Below are 25,698 nucleotides of genomic sequence, written 5' to 3' on the forward strand. Positions count from 1 at the left end.
GCCGCAAAAACGGGTGGAGGTTCACACCTCCACCCGTTTTTAGGCCCGTATCCTTAACTCTGGGGAATTCAAGATTGCGGCGTAGAATAGCGATCGAACCAAGACTGATAGGTATTGCGAAACCGTTCCTCTTCCACTACGAGTTCAATTCGCACTGTTGCACAACCGTTCGGATGTCGCTTGGAAATTTCTTCTAAAATTCGGGCCGCAATTTCCGGGGAGTGAAATTCTCCGCTGACTCGATGAGTTCCTGGCTCTTGTGAGATGCCCGACGCCGTAGGCGTGATTCCCGGCGCTTCATCGGATAGGATCCGATAACCGTCTCCCTCTCCTAAAATAATTTCCGTGAGTTTTTTATACTCGGGACTGACTTGCTCAACAATTAATTTTTCGCGACGGATGGGGACTTCAATCATCCGGGTTTCAATTTCTTTCCGGACAACCACCTCACCGACTTTGCGCTTGTGGCGATTGAGCACTAATCGTTCTTCGCGCAAGGGAATGTTACTGGCAATTACTTCTTTGCGGATTTGCTTGAAGTCAGCCAAGGAGCTTTGTGAGTCGATTTGATGCGATCGCTCCTCAATGGCGATCAAGTCTGGACTCGCCGGGGTGGGAACCGGCTCTACCCACTCTCCCGGTAATTCTGATGCATCAATTGCAGTTCGGTAGACTGGGGTTTGATATTCCGGTAGGGCGGCCAAGTGGTCTCTCGTCAGTAAGACAAAAACGGTATTTGTCCCATATTCTATTTTTTCAATCAAATCGCTCCTCACCTTCACCAACCGACCGGGGCGATCGTCTACTAGAGACACAATTAAGTTGAGTTGATTATCCGGTTCTACCGTTAAATCTATCACTCGCCCCAAGGGTTGTCCTTCGGAATCTCGCACTGTAAAATCAATCAGTTGACTCTTGAGGTTATCCAAGCGCGCTGGAAGTTCCCTCTCAGTTTGACCATACCCAAGGGTATCCTCGCTCCCCCTTACTTGATCATTCATAACTTGATTATTCCTTTAGGGTTATTTGAAAAATTTGGACGAAATTTTAAAACCATTTTAAGTCATTCTACCTGAGCCAAAAGCCGTGGTGTGATCAGCTTTTGACTCAGGTTAGTTTAGGCATCTTTCGGAGTAATTTCCGGCCCGATTCCCCAGTTTCGGGGGTCGGGCCGAGAGGTTACCCGCGCCCGGTTATTGTGAGATCCAGAAGCTAGAAGCTATTACTTCCGGGGGCGTCGTTCTACCACGGGTTTACCGTCGGTATCCACTTGCAATTCTTCCCGACGCAGGGTTTCTTGAGCTTCTACCATGTCGCGTTCCACTTCCTTATGGATTTCGACATTTTCGCGGACAAAGGCTTCTTTATGGATATCAGCCGTTTCTTCGTACACTTCGGCGCGTGCGACTTCGCCTTCTTGGAAACTCACCGTTCCTGGAGCAACGGGTTGGGCATCGCTCATTCCGGCACTGGTGCGTTCAATAACAATCCGCTCTTTCTCTACAGGAACCGCCGCGCGAGCGACTTCAGTTTCTACCCGTTTACCGATCGCAACTTCTCCAGCTTTGTAACGGTTCTTGTTAGCAATCAAACGTTCTTCGTACAGTTTGATATTCTGGTGATCGGTATCGTTGCGGTCGTAAAGATGAGGTTCTTGATCGTAATTGTAGGTGTCACGATCAGTAGTTGCTGCCTTGGAGACAGCTGGTGTAGCTGCTGCGCCGGTTACCGCCGTGCGATCGCGGTAGACATCGCGGACCCGCTCTTCATACTCGTAATCGATGGGTTGCAGTTCGTCATATTCGGGCAACTGTTCGGCTTGATTTTTGTCCACTAAGCCGATCGCATAAATCCGTCCGGCATCGTAATCAATTCGAGCTGACCCAATGGGAAGCAGCACTTTTTTACCGAAGATCCAGAACCCAGTATCAACCACTAAGTAACGGAAACGGCCCGTTTCATCTAATAGAATATCGTGAACTGAACCGATTTTTTCATCGGTTGTACCCGCATAGATATCCATTCCTTTGATATCTGTGCCACCAAAAATTTCGTCTCGATAGTTGGGATAAAAATCGTGAATTTTGACTAAAGCCATGATAAAAATGTATCCTTCATTCCTGTGTACCCCTTCATTTTAAATAGAATTATTCCCAAACACCCTCTACCTCCGGGGAGATCTACACCTTCAACTTTTGAACGATTTAAGATTGAATTTTAAACAGAATAAAAAAAAGTAATATTGAGTTAATTTACTTAGCTAAAGTCAAGATTTAACCGCTTTCCCTGGCGATCGCTCAGTAGACTGGATTCCAGCGCGTAACTACGGGTAAGACAGTGATATATTGCATCTATCCGATGAGGTATCTTTAGATACATTTAGAAAAAAATTCTATCTCTAAAGACATTAACACAAAGTAACAACGGGTTACTCAGGGTGAGTGAATCCTATCCGGTTTGTTCGATTACCCCTACTAACCTAACCCCCCAACCCCCATCCTGGCAAAGGAAGGGGGAGCAGAAGAAGAACTATTTTTTTACATTAATCCATAGACTTCGTTTTTGATCCACTCATATACCATGCCCTTTTTTAGGCAGGGGATATCTACAGAGAGGGAGTCACTGCCATATAAACAAAGCGCAAGACAAAAATACCGGCTAGAATCCATTGGGTGAGAACCGTTTCTCGCGCTTTTCCTTGAAACATCTTGATCAGCGGATAAGCGATCGCCTCGACTGCTAACCCTTCCGCGATGGAAAAGCTCAACGGCATCACCAAAATCGTTAAAAATGAAGGAATCGATTCGGCGGGGTCATCCCAGCGAATCCGCCTCACATTCCCCGCCATCAATACCCCCACAATCACTAAAGCGGGTGCTGTGGCAAACCCGGGTACAGCTTGTAACAACGGAATAAAAAAGATAGATAAGACAAATAACAACGCGGCGATCGCCCCGGTAAACCCGGTGCGCCCCCCTTCCGCCACTCCCGCCGCCGACTCAATATAAGTCGTCACCGTAGAAGTGCCCAGAATCGCCCCTGCCGTCGTCCCGATCGCATCTGCCATCAAAGCTTCTGTCGCCCGAGGCAGTTCACCATTTTCTCGAATGTATCCCGCCTGGACCCCCACCCCCGCCAAAGTCCCAATCGTATCAAACAAATCCACAAACAAAAAGACAAAGGTAACCGCGATAAAATCCCAGAGATTACTTCTGCCAATGCCTGCCAAACCGGCGATCGCCTGTCCGAATAAATGGGTGGGAAACGTGGGAAATGCCGCAATGCCCTGGGGAGGCGGTACAATGCCCAAAATCCAGCCCAGGAGTGCCGTTGCCAGAATCCCCCACAACAGTGCCCCAGTAATTCGACGCGCCACTGCTGCACTGGTGATTACAATTCCGGCGATCGCCACTAATGTTGCCGGTTCCCTCAAATTACCCAATCCCGTAATTGTCACTGGGTTGGCTACAATAATTCCTGCCCCTCCCGTTGCCGGATCTCCAGACAGGGCAACATAAGCTAAAAAAAAGCCAATGCCAGCAGCAGTCGCGTGTTTCAGGCATTCTGGAATCGCTTTAATAATTTGGTTCCGCACCTTGGAAAACGTGAGGAGAATAAACAATATCCCTTCAATAAAAATAGCAGCTAGGGCAACCCGCCACTCAATGCCTAAACCCATGACAACGGAGAAGGCAAAAAAGGCATTTAATCCCATCCCTGGGGCGAGGGCAAAGGGATAGTTAGATGTCACTGCCATCACTAAAGTGGCGATCGCTGACGAGAGTGCGGTGGCAATGACTAACTCCCCAAATAAATCCCCGGGACTCTCTAAAAATATCGCATTGGATAAAATTGCTGGATTCACGGCTAAGATATAAGCCATCGTCATAAACGTAGTCATCCCAGCAATAATTTCCGTGCGAAAATTTGTGTGATTTTCCCGAAATTTGAAAAATTGGGCAATCGCAAGTCGGAAATTCTGATTCCCATTGGGAGGAATCGGATTTGGGCGATCGTCTGGATTCATCTTCTCTAGTCTCCCTCAAAAAAAGAAAATCAGCCTCCAGTTTAAAGGACCACCCGATCCGATACTGCAATTCCCCATACTTTTACCCGCTTTATCCAGGAATTTCCCTTTTTTTAAGGAAGACAACCCGGTAAACCGGCTCATTTTTATCTAAGGTGGACTGTTCTCGTTCCGTCGCCACTGGCAGCGGATTTTCCGGTAGCCATTCCCCGTCCCCTTGCTGTTCAAAACTGGGATGTTCCGCAAAGCGATCGCGCATTTCTACCGCCACATCATGAACATCCGATTGCAGAAAAACCATTCCTCCCGGGACAAGATACTTTGCCACATTTGCCACTAATTCCGGTTGGACCACCCGCCGTTTTTGATGGCGCTTTTTAAACCAAGGGTCGGGAAATTGAATTGAAACTCGATGCAAAATCCCAGGAGGTAAGCTCTCAATCAAGGGCGCAAAGGCATGATTGATATTACAAAAAATAAAGTGTAGATTGCTTAATTCTTGTTCATCTCGTTCAGCGAGTGCCGTTTCTACTAAAGACTCGCGAATTTCAACTCCCAGAAAATTCCAATCGGGTTCCGTGGCCGCCATTTGTAATAAAAAACGCCCCCAAGCACAGCCAATATCTAAATGCAAAGGTAGGGCTGGATTGGTATAGATTTCTGCCCAGTTTGGGGGTTCAATCGGGGTTTGATAGGCATAACTGAGGGGATTAACGTGCTGTCGAACTCGTACTCGAACCAATCTAAAGACCTCCTAGAAAATTAGGCAATGGGGAGTATAATAAACCTCTGGCAAAGTTCTTTAAAGCCCCCTTAAAAAAGAGAGTTGTAGGGATCAATCCAGATTTTTGCAAGATATCTAATTTTATCCCATTTTGCTTCCGTTTGCAAAAAGTCAGACTTGATTTAGGACCGGGTAGATTTCAATTAAAAACTGGGTTTCTGTAAAAAATTGGGAGTAATCTACCCTAAATTAGGGCTAGAAATCCCGTTTTACTCCCGGGGTTTTTATTTGATAAAAATTCATTAGGGTCTGGTGAAAAAATTGGCAAAGAAAGTATGCAAGAGTTCTTCATGAATCAAGGCACGATCGACAATGGCTTGAATGGAAATATCAGAAAGTGGCTCACCATTGGCATAGTGTTCTATCCAAAGTTTACTAATGATATTAGGGTCTTCGGGGATGTCCGTTAATTCCCAGCCTGGGAGTTCTAACTCAGTCATGAGTTGAGTCACTTTCGGATCATAACTAATCGCGAAACAGCGACATCCTTCCGCAGCCGCCATAATTAAACTGTGAAATCGCATTCCGATAGTCATGTCAACCCCGCGAAAGAGTCCTTTAAGTTCCCGGGGGTCTTCAATCATAAATAGATGATTGGGTCCGGGAAGTTGGGCTTGAATCGATTGAGCGATCGGCAAATCTTGAGACGCTTGAAAGGGAACCAATAACAGACAAGTATTAGTAGCTTTTTGAAAGGAAATTAAGGCACGGGTGAGAGTGTCTAATCGGGCAGGAGTTAACAGAGGATGCGATCGCAAGTTTACCGCAACCCGAGGGGCGGGTAAATCCCATAACCCGGGAACAGGTTTCCCCTCTAACGCCCAAACCGGATCTGGTGCCATTGTAAAGGGAATCTGCCATTCGGCGAGTAAAGCAGCCGAACCGCGATCGCGCACACTCACCCGAGTGCATCGAGAAAACGTCTGTTTTGCAATCTGGCGGGTGAAGGGGCGTTGTAAAGGACCTACCCCTTGTCCCCAGGCGATCGTTTTTAATCCCAGTCCCTGCGCCAATCCCATCAACCCGGCATAATACAAGGGGCTAACTGCGCTGGTGACATCTTGGATCAAGCTGCCTCCCCCCCAAATAAACACATCTGACTGCCGCAGCAGTTGCCCGACAGAAACTACTGACATTCGATTACAGGCAGAGACTTGATAGCGATCGCGAGTCTGGGGGGGATTGCCCGAGAGTACCACTGGGGTGACCCCTTCCGGCAGCATCTGCAATAACGAGGCTAACAGCGCCTCATCCCCAGCATTCCCTTTTCCATAATATCCACAACAGACCGCCCGAATTGGCCCCACAATCTTTCTCCTGTCAAACTCAGCAATGGATTAAATATTTTGCACTTCCCTCATAACAGGATTAACCCATCACCCTTGTCAAGAGGTTGGAGTCCTCCCCGATCAGGTTAAAATAAAACACAACAAAGGCTAATACGGAATCCGGTTGGAGTAGGTCTTTCAAAACCCACACCCTCAAAGGTGGGGTTATAGGGACAAAGCCTGCCTATGCAGGCTCATACAGAAAATCGATTTTTAACCCCTGGATTGGTATAAGCGCCTCTTGTGTTGTCTATTTTTTACCGATTAAATTCATGCACGCCCTGTCTCTTCCCACCTGGATGATTCACATTTCCAGCGTCATTGAGTGGATCGCCGCCATTTGGCTGATTTGGCGCTATGGCGAACTAACGGGCGATCGCTATTGGCGAGGATTATCCTTTGCCATGCTTCCGGCATTGGTGGGGGCGATGTGTGCTTGTACCTGGCACTATTTTGATAATCCCACCTCCTTAGACTGGTTAGTAACCCTACAAGCCACCATGACGGTAGTAGGAAACTGTACCCTCTGTCTAGCAGCTTGGTGGATTTGGCGATCGACAAAACTTCACGACAAATCGAAGAATTCTACGGTAATGGAGGAGAGTCAAGAACCGGCGATCGGATCTCCATCAAGAGACGGGAGATAAGGAGGATGCGGGAGATAGGGAGGATGGGGGAGATAGGGAGGATGGGGAAGATGGGGGAGATGATGCGGAAAAAATAACAGGATAAACCCGGGCAAAGTTAACGCACTCCTCCAAATTTTGTAGATAAAATCCAGAAGTTTTTAAGATAAACCGATGATTTCTAAAGATACGTTGTTTGCAGTTTCCCTATTTCCTTATCTGGGATTTTTATGGTTTATCACGCGATCGGGGAAAATGCCCCGGTTAGCATTGATTGGGTTTTACGGCACTTTAGTCTTTGTTGCTGTCACCATTCCCACGGGGATTTACGCCCTCAAAGTCTATCACCAGTCCTTAGCAAATGTGGATCTTTTGCATGGAGGAGCAGAAGTCTTTTTGACCCTCTCTAATATTTTAATCGTATTGGGATTCCGGCAGGCACTTCAGCGATCGGGTGAGGAGGGTTGATGGGGAGATAGGGGAGATGGGGGAGATAGGGGAGATAGGGGAGATAGGGGAGATAGGGGGGATAGGGGAGATAGGGGAGATAGGGGAGATAGGGAGGGTAGGGGAGATAGGGGAGATGTTCAACGTCCCGACTTCAGTCGTTTTTTCTCCCCCATCCTCCCCATCCTCCCCATCCTCCCCATCCTCCCCATCTCCCCCATCCTCCCCATCCTCCCCATCCTCCCCATCTCCCCCATCCCCCAATAAAAAAGCCCGCCATAATACGGGCTAAATCAAGAGGGGGAAGTCGGATATAATTCCGAAACCCCCTCGATCAGAATAGATGGGTAATTTATTCTGGTGGCAGTAGTGCCATTGGATTGACCGCACCTTGTCCAGAGGCATGGATTTCAAAGTGCAGGTGGGGTCCAGTGCTGAAGCCGGTGCTTCCCATTTCAGCAACTTGTTGACCTTGTTCGACTTGCTGTCCTTCTTGCACCATAATCCGGTGATTGTGGGCGTATAAGGTAACACTGCCATCAGGATGCTCGATCTCAACCAGATTTCCATAACCACCGGAGTTCCACCCCGCAGTGATAACTACACCAGTGGCGGCGGCATAAATCGGGGTGCCGGTGGGTCCGGCGATATCGATTCCCTTGTGCATCCGACCCCAGCGCCAGCCATAACCAGAAGTGAACACGCCATGAGCAGGCCAAATAAAGCCATTAAAGGTAGGCTGACTGTCGGGAAGATAGGTATCTGGAGCTTTTAACGGGGGCAACTCCGGAGAGACTATCTGTCCCACAGCAGGTTGCATCAGGGGTGCATAGGTTTCCGATCCAACGGGCGCTACCGCGAGGATCTCTTCTCTTTGGCTTTCCTGTGCTCTGGGGGCGTTTTCTAAGGTTTCGTTGGGCTGTGGGTTGAACTGGGGATTGATCCGTTCTGATGGCCCAGCGGGGGCAGTGGAAGTGGTCCGAACAGCCAAGGTATTCGGAAGGGTCGCTGGAACGGATTCCCCGCTGGCTTCTAAACTGAGGTTTTCAGTTTTGTATTTTTCGCGAAGTTTTTCGATTTCCGCTCGTAAACTATCGACGTAACGGGTTTCGAGTAGCTCCGGTTCTATCCCATGAGCCTGTATGGACTCAGTGAACGAGCTGCCTTCATCCGCCTGGGCAGAAAGTTGCGGTTCAACTCTAGGAGAGTTTTCAGCGACGGAGGTCTCGTCTTGGGGTTGAGAAGTTGTCTCTACTGCCTCAATTTGGGAGTGTTGACCGAGGGCTTCTTGTTCCCGATACTTTTGCCGCAGTTTGAGAATGTCAGCCCTTAACCCATCAATATGGTCACTTTCATTGGCTTCCGTTTCCACGGAGGGAGCCGCTTGAGCGATGAGGGTTGCGGTGCTGCTTGCCGATCGCATCTCTTCGCTGACTGAGCGATCGCCAGTCATCAAGTCTGATGCGCTTTCCGGAGTTCGCTCAATCACTGAGACGGCGGTTTCCGGAATCGAGGCGATCGCTTCTGATGGTTTATTTGGGGCAATCAGTGCAAAGGTGGTGTCTGTTGTGACTGATTTAGGTAAGGCAACGACATCACTTTTTGCTGATGCGGACAGATCCCTTGCTTCCTCGCGGTTTAGGTGACTCAGGTCCCCGGCGATGGAGTTAGGTCCCGATTCCGTTGAACTCAACGGAATTTTAATGGTCTGATTGACTTCGAGTAAGTCTGGATCGTTGAGGCTATTCGCTTCAGCGATTTTTTCTGCCGATACGCCATTCCGGAGGGCGATCGCATCGAGGGTATCTCCGAAACTGACTTGGTAGATGCGCGTCGCTGATGCGCTTTCTACCGCAGGAATCGCGATCGCCCCATTCATATCCGGTTCAGCCAGGTTTAACGCCGTGGGGTCGTCATTTTCGCTTTCCGGGAAGCTCGATAACTCAGGCTGTAAAGCTTCTTCCTGACGGGTTTCCTGTTCGGGGGTCACTAAGGGAACGAATCCCGAGGTCTCACCGGCGTTCACTTCCGCTGTAGCCGGTTGGGAAATTTCCTGTGCGTTCCCGGTGGAATTTTCTTCCAAGTAGGATTGCCAACCTGGGGAAGTTCGTTGGGAATTGACCTGGGACGGGGTAGCTTCCCCCTCGGGCCTTATGCCACCGAGTAAGGGTTCGCTTGTTCTACCCTCCAAGGAGAGGGAGTTTACAACGGTCCCTTCCGTGGACTCTTGACCTTCAACCTGGGGAACTAATCCAGATGGAGCCATTTCCGGCCCGGGGCCGTCCGACTCCTGAGACATTCCCAGGGATGATTCAACGACTGAACTGACCGACTCCTCACCCCACCACTCCGCCAGACTTGGATCCAGGGTGGGTTCATCGGATTGAACCACTCCTGCGCTGGAAACCCCGGAATCAGAGCGAATTTCGTCTATTTGCCAGCTAAAACTTGCGCCAGCAGGGTTCCCTTCGCGAGCCAATTCCTGTGGGTATGGAAGGGTTAAGTTGACTTCCCCGGTTCCTTCGGCTTGGCCGCGATCGCCTGGATTAGAGGCCATCTGTGAGGGTACCGGACCCTGTTCAGTTAGGGTCCAGGGAGTTGCTTCTTCCTGAACTTGGGGTTCTACAGCAGACGGATCTACAGTAGTTTGTTCTGCTATCTGGGTTCCGGCCTCATCTGTTGAGGCTGCTTCTGCCTCCAGTGTGGACCAAGAACCGGGATCGGTAGCAGAGGTATCTGCTGCGATCGGTGGCTCTGATGCTCCAGCACCTTCGCCTTGTTGAGGCAGCAATATGCTAGACGCCCCCATCGAAATTGCAAGTCCAATCATGGCTGCCGAGGTACGAACCTTACGGGGGCCAGCGAGTACCTGTCTAATCTCTGCTACCGTCCGATTGCTATCGGCGGCACAGGAGGGAACAGGTTTTACCTTCTGCGGAAATGCTCGTTTCAAAAAAACGACCTCCTAACGACCAGTGCTTAACTGTCTTTATAAGTCAATGAATTTACCACCAGTCTATGATGCAGATCACATCACTGAGAGACCGAAGTCACTGACAACAGAATGTTACTTAGGCAAGATTACCCTGATTTTCTGTTTTCGACAAGTTGGTAGTGTTCACAAAATGTTAACGGGCAATTTATATTCCTTTATCCAGCGCTTCTTTCAGGCGAAATTAACTTCTGCGCTTTCGCGTTCCGTTCTGCCTTGAATTCTAGGGGACAAGCTCCATGTTTCAGAAAAAAGCTGCTGTTTGGTGATTATAAGGCATTTAGACCGGAATCCCTGTTTCAATCGCTACGAATCTGGTTGAATAACCCTGTTGCTCTATTTAGCGCCCTTTTTAGGGCCCTTAATTGGGACCTAAAATCCGGGGAAAAACTCGCACTTGGGTCGGTTTACAGATACCGTAACTCTTGCCCCCATCCGGGTTGTTTGCTGATTTAACAGAACTGGACCCAGACTGGAATTGACCCGACTCCCGATTTAAGTAAATGTACCAGGTTTGGTTTGAGGTATTTTCCCTCAATCCTTCAGATGAGACTTTAAGCAGATTTAACTCTAAAGCACAACCGTATCCCGGGGATACTCCTAGTTTTGATTCTCTTCCCCCATTCCGGTCGTTCGTTCCAAGAATTTGGCTCTCTAAGCCTACGGGATAAGGGTTTGAAGGGAATCGCCCCCTAAAATTGAATGATGAAATTCTATGGAGAAAAGGCGATCGCCACCCGGGTAGTTCTATATGAATTTCTTATGATTTGCGGAAATTCAATCCCGGATGGGGTGAGGCATTTTTAGCCCGCCCCCGTGAGGTCCCTTCAAGTCATTTCCTCCAGAAAATCTAGGGCGGGGGTAGAGAAAGGGGAAGAAAAACCAGGTTTGTGGAGAAAATCTGGAGCCATTAGGCCCAAATCCAGGGAGTGAAACCTGGTTTCTTGTCCCTGTTTAGAATGGAATACTCACCCAAAGTCCTAGTCTCGTCAGTGGAGTTGACCCAATTGGCGGAGCGCTTCAAATAGACCTAAAGCCGCACTGACAGACAAATTCAGACTGCGAACCTTGGGATGGGTCATGGGGATATAAAGGGTGCGATCGCACTCCGCCAAGAGTTCGGGAGATAACCCCGTGGTTTCGGAACCAAACAATAACCAGTCATTGGGTTGAAATTCAAACTCAATGTAATTATCAGCCCCTCGGGCACTAAACCCTAATTGACGACCTCCACCCTGACGGTGAAACGCCCGAAACGCCGCTAAATCCTCATGGTAGTGAACATCGACATAGGGCCAATAATCCAATCCCGCCCGTTTGAGATAGCGATCGCTAATCTCAAATCCCAAGGGAGCAACTAAATGAAGCGGCGTCCCCGTCGCCGCACAGGTGCGGGCAATATTGCCCGTATTGGGAGGAATTTGGGGATGAACTAAGACAACTTGAGGCATGGAGCGCGTACCGTTTCTCTATCCAACTCGGTATCCAAGGCGATCGGGGTTCCCGATCCGAGGCTATCCGGGTATCATTTAACCAGAAACCGGGTTCAATGATAGAAATTTTTAATCATCCGACCTTGAACCCGATTGATTAGATATTCTGATTGACTCCGGGGACTTGATCAGGCAACCCAAGGGTGACAGAGTTTATCTTCTAATTCCGCCTCTTGGTCACTCATCGAGGCGATCGCCCCTTGAATCACTTGCCGAGGGTCCAGCCCCCGGTCCACCGACTTTAACCACCGTTGCGCTTCATTCCCTTCCCGCAGAATTTTTTTCAGGGGAGACAGAAAACAGCTAAATCCATGTCTCTTCGCCGTCGGCAACACCTCTTCATAGAGTTCCTCAATCCAATCTCGGGCCAGAATCGTTCTCCCATCTTGCCAGTGCCGCAATTGAGCATCTAAACTGCGGTGAGCTACGGCAGACTCATTGGCATCGGTGAGGGCAATTAGGTCATCAGCGCGGGTTTGTGCCGGTAACAAGCTCAGTTCTAAGGGGTCTAGGTGGGGATTTTCAATTAACTGCCACAACCGGGCCTCTAGGAACGCAGAAATGGCAAGTAAGGCGATCGGGTCGGAGACTAATTCACAGATTCGCAATTCTAGGCGATTGAGAGTGTAGGGACGGCGATCGCCATTGGGACGCACCGAACTCCAAAAATGCCGGACATTTTGAAACACCCCCGTCTCTAACTGTTGCTCCGTCCACCGGATAAAATGAGCATGATTTTCAAACAACGGGGCCGTTTCCGGCACTTGCGGGAACAGATGCCAGCGCGTAGAGTGATACCCCGTCACTTCCCCATCCAGGAACGGCGAGGCCGCACTCAGGGCCAAATACAACGGGGCCTCCAAGTGAATCAACCGACAAGCGCGCATCAGCAAATCTGGATTATCGATGCCCACATTAATGTGAACACTCGCCGTTACCACTTTCGTCCCATAAGTGTTCTCGATATACCCGTGATAGGGGTTATGGGGGTCCGATCGATAAAAGTGGTCGGTCCTACCCAAAGAGAGGCTACTCCCGGGAATTAATGTGTAATTCCCCACCGTCTGGAGATACTCCCGCAGGATTCGCCGAGGCCGGACCAGTTCACATAACAACTGCTCATACCGCAACAGGGGTGGCGTCGTATATTCTACATTCCGGTTATCGGGCTCCCTCATAAAGCGCGGTAGAGCCTCCACAATTTTATCGGAGAGTCCGACAATATCTCCCTGGGGCGTCCCCGTATAAATTTCCACCTCAAAGCCTTTCGATAGCAGCATGATTTATCCTCCGCTCAATAGTTCTGCCTGAAATCGGGTGAATCGCAAGGGTGTCATCCTCATCCTAAATCCCTCCCTCATGATGAAAGAGGAATTTGGATTGAGCTTCCCCTTCTTCCATTATGAGAGCACAGGTGCGGGGATATTGACAGAAGAAGCGATCTGCGGCCCCCTTTCTGGTCCCTAGGAGAGGGCGCTCATGAAAAATTTGCCCTTTCAGGGTTGTCCCCGTTTTATTCAAATAAATACTGCCCTGGGTCTGGTCCTGGGATAAGGAATCTCTTTGACCCAAATTTCCTTGCTCCCAATTCTGTGCCTGATTTGTACTGAGGATGGCCTACAGATGGATTGCAACTCTTTCAATGAGCTGATGTTTTCTCTCCCAGACGGTTTTTCACCGAAGAAAAGCCCGATTCTCGAAGATTAAAACCAGAGTGGGTAAGGGTTCTGAGACCATTTCTCCTTTCAGGGTTTGCCGTGGCACTTAGAATTCCCTAGCAAACTCACCCCCTCCCCCCCTTGTCAATGGTTCCACACAATCAGACACTTAACTTGTTAAGAGCAGCCGTCAGCCATCAGCTATCGGCTATGCTTGCACCTGCGTGCAAGTACCGAGTCCCCGGGTTTTGCAATGGCAGCTACGCTTTCTGTTAAGACTGGCCGCTGATTCAAGGCGAACGACTCGGAGGCGACCGGCTGAGTGCTCACGGCTGACCGCGTGACGCTGTTGAGAGGTTTTTCGTGAAAAAAGTCTTAGCCATTATTCTTGGAGGAGGCGCTGGCACCCGTCTCTACCCATTAACCAAGATGCGGGCCAAACCAGCCGTGCCACTGGCCGGGAAATATCGCCTGATCGATATTCCCGTGAGTAACTGTATTAACTCTGACATTCTCAAAATCTACGTTCTAACTCAGTTCAACTCGGCGTCTTTAAACCGTCACCTTGCTCGTGCCTACAATTTCTCTGGCTTTAGCGAGGGGTTTGTAGAGGTCCTGGCGGCCCAGCAAACGGCGGAAAATCCGACCAGTTGGTTCCAGGGGACCGCTGATGCAGTTCGCAAATATCTGTGGCTGTTTGAAGAATGGGATATTGATCAATATTTGATTTTGTCCGGGGACCATCTTTATCGGATGGACTATCGCGAGTTTTTGCAACGCCATCGCGAAACCAATGCCGATATTACCCTCTCGGTATTGCCGATTGATGAGAAACGGGCTTCAGATTTTGGTCTGATGAAGATTGACGACAATGGCCGAGTGGTTTCCTTTAGCGAAAAGCCCAAAGGAGATGCTTTGCGCCAAATGGCGGTCGATACGACGGCTTTGGGTTTAACCCCAGAGGAAGCTCAAAAAACGCCTTACATTGCCTCAATGGGGATTTATGTCTTTAATAAAGATGTAATGGCGAAGCTACTCCGGGAATCTACCGATCGCACGGATTTTGGGAAGGAAATTATTCCCGCTTCCTCAAGCGAGTATAACGTTCAAGCCTATTTGTTTAAAGGGTACTGGGAAGATATCGGAACGATGGAATCGTTCTACGATGCTAATTTGGCCTTAACGAAGCAACCTCACCCACCCTTTAGCTTCTATGATGAAAAAGCACCCATTTACACTCGTCCCCGGTATTTGCCGCCGACTAAGTTGTTAGATGCTCATGTCACAGAGTCGATTATTGGGGAAGGTTGTATTCTCAAGGAATGTCGGATTGAACATTCGGTGTTAGGGGTGCGAGCGCGCATTGAAGCGGGCTGTTTGATTCAAGATAGTCTGATTATGGGTTCGGACTTCTACGAACCCTTTGCTGAACGCCAATCCGGTTCTCAAAAAGGTGGGGTTCCCTTGGGAATTGGTTCGGATACGACGATTCGTCGGGCGATCGTTGATAAAAATGCCCGCATCGGTCGCAAGGTACAAATTATCAATAAAGACCATGTGGAAGAAGCCAATCGCGAAAGTGAGGGGTTCTATATCCGTAATGGAATTGTCGTCGTTCTGAAAAATGCCATCATTACTGATGGAACTGTGATTTAAAAGGGTTAAATTTTCCCTATTTTCTTTGAGCAGGAATGGCTTAATAGTCCATTTTTCCTGCTCAAAGAAAAAAAGTTCCTTTCCCTTAAATTCTGTATCAAACCTTCAGTCGTTATCTTTCAACTGTTCATAGAAACGACTGAAATTGTTTCTGGGTTGATCATCACAACAACCAGCACCGTTAGAACGCCAATACAGTATTAAGTTCAAAGGACAAAAAAGCGGGGTTCTCGACCTTTCTAGGTTGCTGATGCCTACAGATGTTCTAAAGAAACCCCGTTTGTCCTTCCCCATACTGTACCAATGCCCTAGGGATTTAAACCAGGCCCTCGGTCTGCGGAAGCAACGACCCCAGTCGTGACGTTGAAGATTTGAAGGGGAAGGACTGAACTGCTGAGATTGAAGACAGTACGGAAATTGCGTTAGAACCCCAGAGTAAGAACCGAACTGAAGCCGGGGTTAAATTTAGATACCCTAGATTAGGAGCACCGATCGCCTCGGCTGCTTCCAGAAAAAAACTATAGACTAAATCTTTAATCGGTATAGGAGGAATATTAATGGCTGCGACCGACTTCAAGGACTACTACGCAATTCTAGGAGTCAGTAAAACCGCAAGTGTTGATGAAATTAAGAAGGCTTTTCGTAAACTTGCTCGCAAATATCATCCGGATATGAATCCAGGAAACGCTCAAGCTGAAGCTAAGTTTAAAGAAGTTTCAGAAGCGTATGAAGTGCTGGGTGACTCAGACAAACGCAAAAAATACGACCAATTCGGACAATATTGGCGTCAAGCGGATGGTGCAGCCGGTGCAGCAGGATGGCCCCCCGGTGGTGGGAATGTGGATTTTGGCGGCTTCGATTTTAGCCAATTCTCTAGCTTTGATGATTTTATCAATGCGTTGCTCGGTCGCGTCGGGGGGCCTGGGGCGGGTCGCCCTCGTCCGGGAGGGGCCAGTTACAATTATCGTAATCCGCGTTCGACTTCGACGAGTGGGGTTGGGGGGTTTGAGGATTTTGCGTCGGGGTTTGGAGGCGATCGCCCTACGGGTGGGACCTCTGCGGACCGGGAAAGTAGTATTACCCTGACGTTTTCTGAGGCGTTTCAAGGGACCCAAAAGCGCTTAAATTTGGGGACGGAGGCGATCGATGTCCGGATTCCCGCAGGGGCCAAACCAGGGACCCGGATTCGAGTTCGCGGCAAGGGTTTGGTGAATTCCTACAACCAACAACGGGGGGATTTGTATTTGAAGGTGGAAATCCAACCCCACTCGTTTTTCCAGTTTGAGGGAGATAATCTGATCTGTGAGGTCCCCGTGGCCCCGGATGAGGCGGTGTTGGGGGCAACCATTGAGATTCCTACTCCCGATGGAACGGTGAAAATGAATGTTCCTGCGGGAATTCGATCAGGACAAACCCTACGACTCCGAGGTAAGGGATGGAAAACTGCCAAGGGCGATCGCACGGATCAGTTGGTCAGAATTGCGATCGCCCCTCCCAAAGACCTCAATTCTACGGAAAAGGACCTCTACGAAAAGATTCGCAATGCCCGTCACTACAACCCCCGCAGTCATTTACAGTCGGTCCGATTGTAAGCGACTGCCTGAAAAAAGCTGATATCCCCGTAGGGTGTCATGACAAAAACAAAGCCCGCGCAGGCGGGCTTTGTTCCTATAACCCGAGGCTTTAGCCTGCGGGGGTAGGGGAAAGGGCCTTCTCCATAATCAACTTAGAACGTTTCACAGGGTCGGGGATTTGAATCGGATAATCGCCGGTGAAACAGGCGGAACAGAAGCGGCTAGGGTCTTCTCCCGTAGCAATCAGCATTCCTTCCCAACTCAGATAAGCCAGGGAATCTACTTCGATTTGCGCTTCAATTTCCGCTACAGATTTAGTCGCCGCAATCAGTTGATCCTGACTGTCGGTGTCGATGCCATAGAAGCAGGGATGAGTCACGGGAGGGGATGAAATCCTCATGTGTACTTCCGTTGCACCAGCATCCCGCAACGCTTTGACGATTTTGCGGCTGGTGGTGCCGCGCACGATGGAATCATCTACCATTAAGACTTTTTTGCCGACGAGGACATCTTTCAGGGGATTGAGCTTCATTTTAATCCCGGACTCCCTCATGTGCTGAGTCGGTTGGATGAAGGTGCGCCCAACATAACGGTTTTTAATCAGTCCCTCTGCGTAGGGAATGCCCGATGTCTGGGAAAAGCCGATCGCTGCTGGAATGCCTGAGTCAGGAACGCCAATGACGATATCCACATCTGCCGGAGATTCCTTCGCCAGTTGTCGTCCCAATTGCAGGCGATAGCTATACAAGGACTCATTGCACATGATGCTATCGGGGCGCGCAAAGTATATCATTTCAAAGATACAGAGTTTGCGTTGGGATTCTTTACTCCAATGGAATGAGGCTAATCCTTCTTCTCCAATCCAGACTAATTCTCCCGGTTCCACATCCCGCAGGTATTCTGCACCGATGATGTCTAATCCACAGGTTTCCGACGCTAGAACATAGCGGGTGGGGTTGCCTTCTAAGGTCCCAATCACCAGGGGACGAATGCCGTTGGGGTCCCGGGCTCCCATGATGCCTTTCGGGGTGGCGATCGCCAAGCTATAGGCTCCTTTACACCGATGAAAAGCGCTGATAGCGGCATCTAACCAATCTTTGCCCTTATCCACTTCCAACCCGATCGCCCAGGCAATCATTTCTGAATCCGTTGTCGTAATCAGGTTGCACTGTTGTTCGATCAACTCTTGACCCAGAGCGGCAGTATTGACAAGATTACCATTATGTGCTAGTGCCAACGGACCTAACCGAGTCGGGACGATCGCCGGTTGAGCATTCACCACCCGACTGGTTCCCGTCGTCGAATACCGGGTATGTCCCACCGCCAAATGTCCGGGTAATTCGTCCAGAATCGTCTCATTAAAGACTTGGGACACTAGCCCCATCCCTTTATGGAGATGGACTTGGGCATTACTGTCAAATGTCGCAATTCCAGCGGATTCTTGACCCCGATGCTGAAGGGCATAGAGACCAAAATAAGTCATTTTCGCCACATCTTCACCGGGGGCATAAACGCCAAACACGCCACAGGCTTCTTCTGGTTTATCCGGGCGGTTGGACATAGCCGGGTTAACCTCAGTTGGTTCACTCAAAGACTCTGCGGATGCAGGATAATGCTCGTCAGAGGACAAGGGACGATTGGGGATCATGCTTACGGCTTCGCTCCTGTTTGGGGTAGTAGATCAACCGGGAAGGTTTGGGGATGCAGATAGGCGACGTTCGATGGCATTCGACCAGCGATCGCGCATATCTGTCATACTAACGTCAATTAAGGGAAGGTTAACATCGGAATTAACGATTAAACCCGTCGGGATTTCCGATACTTCCCCAATTTTTTGCCAATTTCCTGCCAAGTGCTCTTGTAAATAAGATTCCCAGTTTTCCACCTGTTCTGGAGACACCGAGACTACAATCCGTGCACCCCCTTCGGCAAACAGGATTTCATCCCAACGCGAGACGGCTGCTGCATCAGTATTTAAGGTGATTTTCGCCCCTAAATTCCCGCCAATACAGGATTCAGCCAAAGCCACCATTAAGCCGCCTTCCGCCGAATCGTGAGCCGATTGTACCCACCCTTGGCGAATCCCTTCTCTTACAGTTGCTTGCACTTGTCGTTCCAACGGATAATCCACAACGGGCGGTTTGCCCGCAACCATCTCGTGAATGGCGGCTAAATATTCCGAACCGCCTAAAGACACATTCTGGGTTATGGCAGTAATTGGTAATCCTAATAGATAAATCCGATCCCCAGGATTGCGCCACCCTTGTCCACAAACTTGGGTAATATCGGGAATCAATCCCACCATGCCAATCACGGGTGTGGGATAAATAGGCGTCGGGTCCCCTTTGGCATCGAGGGTTTCATTGTAAAGAGAGACATTCCCCCCAGTCACCGGAGTAGCAAACTCGCTACAAGCTTCAGAGATACCTTTACAGGCTGATGCTAACTGCCAATAGCCGATGGGTTTTTCGGGACTACCGAAATTGAGATTATCTGTAACAGCAATGGGTTCGGCACCCACACAGCTTAAATTCCGGGCAGCTTCTGCTACTACTGCCTTTGCTCCTTCGTAGGGGTCCAGATACACATACCGGGAATTGCAATCTACCGTAGCGGCAACTCCGCGATGGGTGGCGGGACTGGAGGAGAGGGGTGCTTGGGGACGTAACCGAACGACTGCCGCATCTCCCCCTCCCGGCAGCAAGACAGTATTATTCTGTACCTGATGATCATATTGCCGATACACCCATCGCTTCGAGGCAATGGTGGGAGTATCTAATAATTGCAATAAAATCTCAGTCCAACTCTGGGATTTGCCTTGAATCTCGATACCTTCTGGGGTGCAAGGAGGAAGAGTCTCCGGAGTCCATTCCCATGCTTTTTGGGCATATTCTGGGGGTTCTGCCATTAACTGGCGATCGTAAATTGGCGTATCTTCCGCTAAAGCGCGGCAGGGGATTTCTGCGGCAACGCCCCCTTGATGGAGAATCCGCACAATCGGTTCAGCAATCACCGTCCCGGCAATCACCGCCTGAAGTCCCCAACGATGGAAAATATCAATCAGTTCTTGTTCCCGTCCCTTGTGCGCCACAAACAGCATTCGTTCCTGGGATTCGGAGAGGAGGAACTCGTAGGGTACCATGCCGGTTTCTCGGACAGGGATTAAGTCTAAATCCAGTTCAATGCCGAGATTACCTTTCGCTGCCATTTCCGAGGTGGAACAGGTAATTCCCGCAGCGCCCATATCCTGGGCGGCAACCACTGCGCCGGTGTTGAAGGCTTCTAAACAGGCTTCAATCAGAGATTTTTCTAAGAAGGGGTCGCCCACTTGAACCGCAGGGCGATCGTCTGCGGATTTATCCGTCAATTCTGCACTGGCGAAACTCGCGCCTCCCATGCCATCTCTGCCGGTGGTAGAACCAACATAGAGGACGGGATTACCGACACCGGAAGCCCCCGATTTAACAATTTCTGGAGTTTCCATAATCCCCAGTGCCATGACATTAACGAGGGGATTGCCAGTATAGGCGCGATCGAAGTACACTTCGCCGCCTACGGTGGGGACCCCAACACAGTTACCATAGTGGCTGATTCCTTCTACAACGCCAGTGAAGATGCGGCGAGTGCGGGGGTCTTCGATATTTCCGAAGCGCAGGGAGTTGAGAAGGGCGATGGGACGAGCACCCATTGTAAAGATATCTCGGAGGATGCCGCCAACCCCGGTGGCTGCACCTTGGAAGGGTTCGATCGCCGAGGGGTGGTTATGGGATTCGATTTTAAAGGCGAGTCGCAATCCGTCTCCGCAGTCTATTACCCCAGCATTTTCTCCAGGACCGACTAGGATGCGATCGCCGGTGGTGGGAAACTGTTTCAGCAGGGGACGCGAATTCTTATAACAACAGTGTTCAGACCACATCACGCCAAACATTCCCAATTCTGCTTTATTGGGATGGCGTTCTAGCCGTTTGACGATTTCTTCATATTCTGCCGGTTTCAGACTTTCGGCAGCGATTTCTTCCGGAGAAAAGGGGGCGTTTGAGATTGCAGACATGGATTACGGCGTTGCACCAGAGTACAGTAACCCTATTTTATCTGGACTTGGGCCATTCCTACGGTTTGATATGTTTTCCTAACAATTCGCCTAATGCTGAGTTGGTCTAGCGATCGCCGCAGCTATGGCATAATGGGTACGGATTGCTTTCAGATGAAGTTTACGACTTGTTATCGGGTAAATGAGGGGTGGAGCGATCGCGCAGGATCCCTAAATTGAAATTGGGCCAGCAAATAATATCGTAATGTCTCGTAACGAAGCGAACACCCGAAAAGAATTAATCGATAAAGCCTTACAGATAGCGGGATGGAATCTCGAAGATCCAAACCAGGTGGGGATAGAGATTCCGGTAGATGGCTACGATGCAGCACCTTGGAACGGAGTTACGGACTATTGTCTGTATCAGCCGAACGGCGAGGCGATCGCGGTTGTGGAGGCGAAGCGACAAAGCCGCGATCCCAGGGTAGCAGAACAGCAGGTGAGGCATTACGTTACAGAGATTGAGAAGCGCCAGAGGTGTTTTTCCTCTAAGCTAAGAACGGCGACACCGAAACAGTTAAATCGCATTATCGCAGATATGTTTTTGAAGAAGCGTAAATTGGAGGTAGCAGATTTGTATGAAGAACCGCTGGAGCGTTTTGGTAGTGAGTATGCTGTGGAACGATGGTTTACCGAGAAACAACAAGCGGAAGATTTGATTGAGTTTACTGAGAACTTGGTAGCTTAAAATATCCAAATAATAATATGTCACGTTTTTTTGATAATACGGAAAAAGCATTTTTAAATGTACTAAGAGAAACGATTAAAACATCTAGCCATATTGATATTTGTGTGGGTTACTTTAATTTAGGTGGGTGGCTGCTAATTGCTGACTTAGTTGATAGATTTTTTACCTTTGAAAGGAGCCGTTGTCGTTTACTTGTAGGTATAAGACCTAGACAAACTGAAATATATGAAACCTTAATTCGTGGAGTATTACCTACACAAAAAGATAAATTGCTAAAATTCACAAATCAACTAAGACTCGGAGAAGTTGAATTAAGATTTACTGTAGCATCTAACATTCATGCCAAACTTTATCTTATATATCAACAGAAATCAAAAATAGCGACTACTGCATTTTTGGGTAGTAGTAACCTCACTTATTCCGGGCTAGAACATCGATTGGGAGAATTAAATGCAAGATTTGATGCTCCAGAAGATTGCCAGGAACTCCAGCAGTGGTTTGATAAACAATGGTCTTCCACGTATGTCAACGATTTTTCCCAAGGTTTTGCTGAATTAATCCTCAAAAAGCAACCACATTTTGCTGCCGACCTTATCGAGGATGTAGCACATTTCTTTATAGAATGGGAAGTAGATTATTTAACTTGTAGTAATGGAAATGATTATTCATTAGAAGAATATATAATTTACGATCCCCGAGAACAAACATATGAAATCAGTTCAGAATTTGAACCTTTTCTCAAAGGTTTAATTAATGAATATGGTGCAAGAGGAATTTACTTGCCTTGGGATAATAATCCAAATTGTGGAACTTTGATGGATATAGTTAATCGGGACGAATCCTCGGATTCTTATTGGGATAGAGATTTTTATTTAAGCTCAAAGCATTTAGCTGAAAAGGATGATTAAAGGATTGGTAAAAAAATTAAAATGGGATAGCCAATGAGTAATAAAGAAGGTTATTATAGATTATTTAGATGTAAATAAAATTGCTTTTTCAGTCACATTTTCTCATGGGTGGAAAAGCTTAACTTTTGGATTTAATTTATATAAAGTTTGGGTCGAGCCATTAGCAAAGAAAGTGATTGGTTCGTGAAATTTGAAGTTACAGGCTTTTCTGGGATCTCTCGACGCATTAGAACGGTTTGGATTGTGCTATTTGATTAAGATGTTGCTAGGTTTGTAACAGCAGTACCGGATAGATTAGGAGGGTTGTAATGGCTCAATTTCAGCTATTTGATGGGGTTAAACTCACGGAAGCAATTCCCTTAACCGATGGGGGAGTGGCGCAGGTGGAAACCGTTGGCACAATTGTGGAAGTTCTGGGAGAGGGAAAGGCTTATCTTGTCGAATTGTTTGGGGGTTGGGTTAAGTACGATGAAAAGGGTAATTTTGTGTCAGCGACTCAGGATGAAGCTGATTCGTTTATGGAGACAATCGGAGTAGAAACCGTTTACCCTCATCAATTAGTTTTAACCATTCCTGCTCGTGAAGCGATGGGAGTTCGAGAACATTTAACAGTAGTCTTAGATAATTTATCGGATGATTTAGTTGCTGAAGTTCGCGATTTTGCCGAATTTTTACAGCAGAAACAGTAACAAAAGTAAGTCAGTTAATCAAATTCTAGCCGACCCGGAACTGAAATCGAAAGTTGATAGAATTTGGGATAGATTATGGTCGTCGGGACTGTCTAACCCGAAGGGGGCATTTGAGATTGCAGATATGGATTAGGGCGTTGCACCAGAGTACAGTAAACCTATTTTATCTGGATTTGGGCCATTCCTACGGTTTGATATGTTTTCCTAAGAATTCGCCTAATGCTTCCTTACTCATTTTGTCTTCCACCACATCCAGGACCATCTGGTATGTCGCATCCGGTGACAAGTTGAGGCGGTATCCGTTGATTCTGAGGAATGTCAACATTACCGCTAAGGCAGTGCGCTTGTTACCATCCACAAAGGGATGATTCTTTGCCAAATGGTAGAGGTAGGCTGCGGCTTGTTCTGGTAGAGTGGGATGCAGAAATTGTCCGCCAAAGGTAGCTTGAGGTTGAGCTAGTGCGGAGTCGAGTAACCCTTCGTCTCTGATCCCAGAAGTGCCGCCAAATTTGTTGAGTTGACGGTTATGGATATCCAGAACTTCGGACATTTCAATAAATCTAGGAGTCTGCAAGGCGACGGAAAACCTCCTCCCATTCTTGTTCGACGGCTAAATAAGCCTGCTGGACTTCTTCTTTGGAGGCATAAGTAAATAAGGGTTGGTCTGGCGATCGCCCTTGTTCGGTGGCTTTACTATTTTCGGGAGTCGATTCAGTAGAGCTATACTGATCAACCAGGTTGATTTGTTTTGAACTCGGTTCCATTTTACTTCCTTCAAAACTACTATTTTTGTAAATTATAGCATATATCAGTCTTCACTAGGTTGTAAAAAAATATTCAACCTTGAAAGTCCTGGATCCTGGAGGGCAAGCATCTTGATCCCTTGCTTTATTCCAACTCATTTAGGCTTGCTATAGCAACGACTTCAGTCGTGATAACGCACCCAGATAACGACTGAAGTCGTTACTACAAACTGAAGAAGATTAGCCCGCGTAGGCGGGCTTTGTTTGGATAGCCCCACCCTTGAGGGTGCGGGCTATATTTCCTACACCTTAGCGACTTCTGAAAAGCGAATCTTCAGATAGTCATCTTCCATTTTTGCGCCGGAGGGTTGTAAGGCTGCTAAGGCTTGGGGTAACACTAAATTTCGACGATGGTTGCCAATGGTAATATTCAACTCATCGGCACTTTTACTGAGATTAATTTGGTCTTTAGGAATCCCTGGTAAATACAGTTCTAAACTGTATTCATTTTGGTGTTGGACGACGCGAACGGTGGTTTCTTTATAGTAAACTTGACTGGGGTCTTCGTCTTTTTCGTACAAGGTTTCTTTGAGGCGATCGAGCGCTTCTAAGCCGCACATTTCCTCAGAATAAAGCGGCACTTCTTTCACCGGCAAGGGACGGAAATTTTCGTGAATTTCTTCTCGGTACTGCTTTTGGTTTTCTTTCCAGCGTTGAAAGAAGGGGTCTGTTACGGTTTCTGGAATAATGCGATTGGCAATAATCAAATCGGTGGCTACATTATATAAGCTCAAATAGGCATGAGCGCGTAAGGATTCTTTAATCACCATTTTTTCGGGGTTGGTGACTAAGCGCACGGAGGTTTGAGTATTGTCGGTTAATACTTTTTCTAATGCCTCAATTTGTTCATAAAACTCATAAGGCGCATCCATCACTTCTTTATCCGGGAGGGAAAAACCTGCGATCGGGCGGAAGATGGGTTCGACGAAGGGCCGGAGGGCGACAGATATGCCTTGGAAGGGTTTATAAAATCGTCTCATGTACCAGCCCCCGACTTCGGGTAAGCTGAGTAAACGCAGGGCGGTCCCGGTGGGTGCGGAGTCAATAATTAGGACATCATAGAAGCCTTCGTCATAATGCCGTTTCATCCGCACTAGACCAAAGATTTCATCCATGCCGGGTAAAATGGCGAGTTCTTCGGCTTGAATGCCATCAAGTCCTCGGGCTTGCAACACTTGAGTAATATAACGTTTAACCGAGCCCCAGTTAGCCTCTAATTCGATGAGTGCGTCGAGTTCTGCTCCCCAGAGGTTCTCTCTCACGAGGCGAGGTTCATGACCTAATTCCATGTCAAAGCTATCGGCCAAGGAATGAGCTGGATCGGTACTCAATACTAAGGTTTTATAGCCTAATTCGGCGCATTGTAATCCGGTGGCAGCGGCAACGGATGTTTTACCCACGCCGCCTTTCCCGGTCATTAAAATTAATCGCATGGATCTTTTACCCCTGCCTGAGAATTGTTAACATCTCTTTACTTTAGCGGTTTTTTTCCGAAACCTGTGGTTTGAAGTGCTGTTTGAGGACGTCGAGGCGGGAGATATCCCAGTAATCGATGTGGGAGATGATTTTTCCTTCGGGGTTGAGTTGCAATTCGCTGCGTCCCGAGATGGCGATCCGAGGTTGCCAGGGGAGGGGGGTGGTCCAATTCAGGGTCCAGCGGGTTTCGATGGTGTCATCGATGCGGCGAATGTCATGTAAGTCCATTTTGATTTGTTTAAACCAGGTGGACATGAAGCCAATCATTTGGCGGTAGCGATCGCACCCCCGAAATTCAGTCATCGGGTCTTTAAAATAAACCGTTTCGCTATAAAGGCTATAGGTCTGATTTTCGGGAAACTGTTGATAGTCTTGTTTGAGAATTTCAATAATGTCCATAAAAAATATACGAAAATTGCTGCAACTTTTAAGAGCAATAATAAACCCCCGGCAATCGCC

Annotated in this window: 22 protein-coding genes; 8 read left to right on the forward strand and 14 right to left on the reverse strand. The window is 48.2% G+C overall.

The genetic code is table 11. From position 1 onward, the window contains the following. Positions 1 to 68 precede the first annotated feature (68 nt). From NG796_RS21595 to csaB, 5 genes are all read right to left on the reverse strand, one after another. Complete coding sequence (locus tag NG796_RS21595) at positions 69 to 1,001, reverse strand: YsnF/AvaK domain-containing protein (RefSeq protein WP_261209173.1); 933 nt, start codon at positions 999 to 1,001, stop codon at positions 69 to 71. A gap of 221 nt (positions 1,002 to 1,222) precedes the next feature. After that, positions 1,223 to 2,098 (reverse strand): DUF2382 domain-containing protein, encoded by an 876-nt coding sequence (locus tag NG796_RS21600; RefSeq protein WP_261209174.1) that lies wholly within the window; start codon positions 2,096 to 2,098, stop codon positions 1,223 to 1,225. Between the two features lie 507 nt (positions 2,099 to 2,605). After that, positions 2,606 to 4,027 carry an NCS2 family permease gene (locus tag NG796_RS21605; protein ID WP_261209175.1) on the reverse strand — a complete coding sequence of 474 codons (1,422 nt, stop codon included), beginning with the start codon at positions 4,025 to 4,027 and terminating at the stop codon, positions 2,606 to 2,608. Positions 4,028 to 4,118: 91 nt separating this feature from the next. Beyond that, positions 4,119 to 4,769 (reverse strand): tRNA (guanosine(46)-N7)-methyltransferase TrmB, encoded by a 651-nt coding sequence (trmB, locus tag NG796_RS21610; RefSeq protein WP_261209176.1) that lies wholly within the window; start codon positions 4,767 to 4,769, stop codon positions 4,119 to 4,121. Positions 4,770 to 5,053: 284 nt separating this feature from the next. Continuing rightward, positions 5,054 to 6,118: a polysaccharide pyruvyl transferase CsaB gene (gene csaB, locus NG796_RS21615; protein WP_261209177.1), complete on the reverse strand. Its 1,065-nt coding sequence runs from the start codon at positions 6,116 to 6,118 to the stop codon at positions 5,054 to 5,056. 293 nt (positions 6,119 to 6,411) lie between these two features. On the opposite strand from csaB, the gene NG796_RS21620 reads away from it, so the two are divergent. Together NG796_RS21620 and NG796_RS21625 are read left to right on the forward strand one after the other, a co-directional pair. Next, positions 6,412 to 6,786 (forward strand): DUF2499 domain-containing protein, encoded by a 375-nt coding sequence (locus NG796_RS21620; protein ID WP_261209179.1) that lies wholly within the window; start codon positions 6,412 to 6,414, stop codon positions 6,784 to 6,786. 153 nt (positions 6,787 to 6,939) lie between these two features. After that, positions 6,940 to 7,233, forward strand: coding sequence for a DUF3593 domain-containing protein (locus NG796_RS21625; RefSeq protein ID WP_261209181.1), 294 nt, complete (start codon positions 6,940 to 6,942; stop codon positions 7,231 to 7,233). Positions 7,234 to 7,564: 331 nt separating this feature from the next. Here the strand turns inward: NG796_RS21625 and NG796_RS21630 are convergent, their stop codons facing one another. The 3 genes from NG796_RS21630 to gshA form a co-directional block, all read right to left on the reverse strand. Then, positions 7,565 to 10,165: a peptidoglycan DD-metalloendopeptidase family protein gene (locus tag NG796_RS21630; RefSeq protein WP_261209183.1), complete on the reverse strand. Its 2,601-nt coding sequence runs from the start codon at positions 10,163 to 10,165 to the stop codon at positions 7,565 to 7,567. A 1,028-nt stretch (positions 10,166 to 11,193) separates the two neighbouring features. After that, a complete protein-coding gene (locus NG796_RS21635) occupies positions 11,194 to 11,655 on the reverse strand; it encodes a tRNA (cytidine(34)-2'-O)-methyltransferase (protein WP_261209185.1) in 462 nt (153 codons plus the stop codon). A 170-nt stretch (positions 11,656 to 11,825) separates the two neighbouring features. Then, the gene (gshA, locus tag NG796_RS21640; protein ID WP_261209186.1) at positions 11,826 to 12,977 is read right to left on the reverse strand and encodes a glutamate--cysteine ligase; all 1,152 of its coding nucleotides are present in this window, start codon (positions 12,975 to 12,977) and stop codon (positions 11,826 to 11,828) included. A gap of 741 nt (positions 12,978 to 13,718) precedes the next feature. Between gshA and NG796_RS21645 the strand changes: the two genes are divergently transcribed. Next, positions 13,719 to 15,011: a glucose-1-phosphate adenylyltransferase gene (locus tag NG796_RS21645; RefSeq protein ID WP_261209188.1), complete on the forward strand. Its 1,293-nt coding sequence runs from the start codon at positions 13,719 to 13,721 to the stop codon at positions 15,009 to 15,011. Positions 15,012 to 15,568: 557 nt separating this feature from the next. Next, positions 15,569 to 16,603, forward strand: coding sequence for a DnaJ C-terminal domain-containing protein (locus tag NG796_RS21650; protein WP_261209190.1), 1,035 nt, complete (start codon positions 15,569 to 15,571; stop codon positions 16,601 to 16,603). 91 nt (positions 16,604 to 16,694) lie between these two features. Here NG796_RS21650 and purF read toward each other — a convergent pair whose 3' ends face one another. Both purF and purL read right to left on the reverse strand, forming a co-directional pair. Further along, a complete protein-coding gene (gene purF / locus NG796_RS21655) occupies positions 16,695 to 18,233 on the reverse strand; it encodes an amidophosphoribosyltransferase (protein WP_261209191.1) in 1,539 nt (512 codons plus the stop codon). 33 nt (positions 18,234 to 18,266) lie between these two features. Next, the gene (gene purL / locus NG796_RS21660) at positions 18,267 to 20,636 is read right to left on the reverse strand and encodes a phosphoribosylformylglycinamidine synthase subunit PurL (protein WP_261209192.1); all 2,370 of its coding nucleotides are present in this window, start codon (positions 20,634 to 20,636) and stop codon (positions 18,267 to 18,269) included. A gap of 93 nt (positions 20,637 to 20,729) precedes the next feature. Here purL and NG796_RS21665 point away from each other — a divergent pair, with 93 nt between their 5' ends. The 4 genes from NG796_RS21665 (at position 20,730) to NG796_RS21680 (ending at position 22,960) form a co-directional block, all read left to right on the forward strand. After that, complete coding sequence (locus tag NG796_RS21665; RefSeq protein ID WP_261209194.1) at positions 20,730 to 20,855, forward strand: hypothetical protein; 126 nt, start codon at positions 20,730 to 20,732, stop codon at positions 20,853 to 20,855. Positions 20,856 to 20,880: 25 nt separating this feature from the next. After that, entirely contained in the window at positions 20,881 to 21,363 is a 483-nt protein-coding gene (locus tag NG796_RS21670; RefSeq protein WP_261209195.1) for a hypothetical protein, read from the forward strand. A gap of 17 nt (positions 21,364 to 21,380) precedes the next feature. After that, positions 21,381 to 22,271, forward strand: coding sequence for a phospholipase D-like domain-containing protein (locus NG796_RS21675; protein ID WP_261209196.1), 891 nt, complete (start codon positions 21,381 to 21,383; stop codon positions 22,269 to 22,271). A 308-nt stretch (positions 22,272 to 22,579) separates the two neighbouring features. Beyond that, a complete protein-coding gene (locus NG796_RS21680; RefSeq protein WP_261209197.1) occupies positions 22,580 to 22,960 on the forward strand; it encodes a hypothetical protein in 381 nt (126 codons plus the stop codon). Between the two features lie 184 nt (positions 22,961 to 23,144). Here NG796_RS21680 and NG796_RS21685 read toward each other — a convergent pair whose 3' ends face one another. The 4 genes from NG796_RS21685 to NG796_RS21700 all read right to left on the reverse strand — a co-directional run bounded on the left by NG796_RS21685 (position 23,145) and on the right by NG796_RS21700 (position 25,638). Further along, the gene (locus NG796_RS21685; protein WP_317619341.1) at positions 23,145 to 23,510 is read right to left on the reverse strand and encodes a type II toxin-antitoxin system death-on-curing family toxin; all 366 of its coding nucleotides are present in this window, start codon (positions 23,508 to 23,510) and stop codon (positions 23,145 to 23,147) included. A gap of 10 nt (positions 23,511 to 23,520) precedes the next feature. Next, positions 23,521 to 23,724 (reverse strand): hypothetical protein, encoded by a 204-nt coding sequence (locus NG796_RS21690; RefSeq protein ID WP_261209199.1) that lies wholly within the window; start codon positions 23,722 to 23,724, stop codon positions 23,521 to 23,523. 281 nt (positions 23,725 to 24,005) lie between these two features. Beyond that, positions 24,006 to 25,196, reverse strand: a complete 1,191-nt coding sequence (locus NG796_RS21695) for a TRC40/GET3/ArsA family transport-energizing ATPase (protein ID WP_261209200.1) — start codon at positions 25,194 to 25,196, stop codon at positions 24,006 to 24,008. A gap of 43 nt (positions 25,197 to 25,239) precedes the next feature. Further along, positions 25,240 to 25,638, reverse strand: a complete 399-nt coding sequence (locus NG796_RS21700) for a DUF2358 domain-containing protein (protein WP_261209201.1) — start codon at positions 25,636 to 25,638, stop codon at positions 25,240 to 25,242. Between the last annotated feature and the right edge of the window lie 60 nt (positions 25,639 to 25,698).

Origin of the sequence: Laspinema sp. D2d, assembly GCF_025370755.1 — a bacterium.
In the GTDB taxonomy this organism is placed as follows: Bacteria; Cyanobacteriota; Cyanobacteriia; order Cyanobacteriales; family Laspinemataceae; genus Laspinema.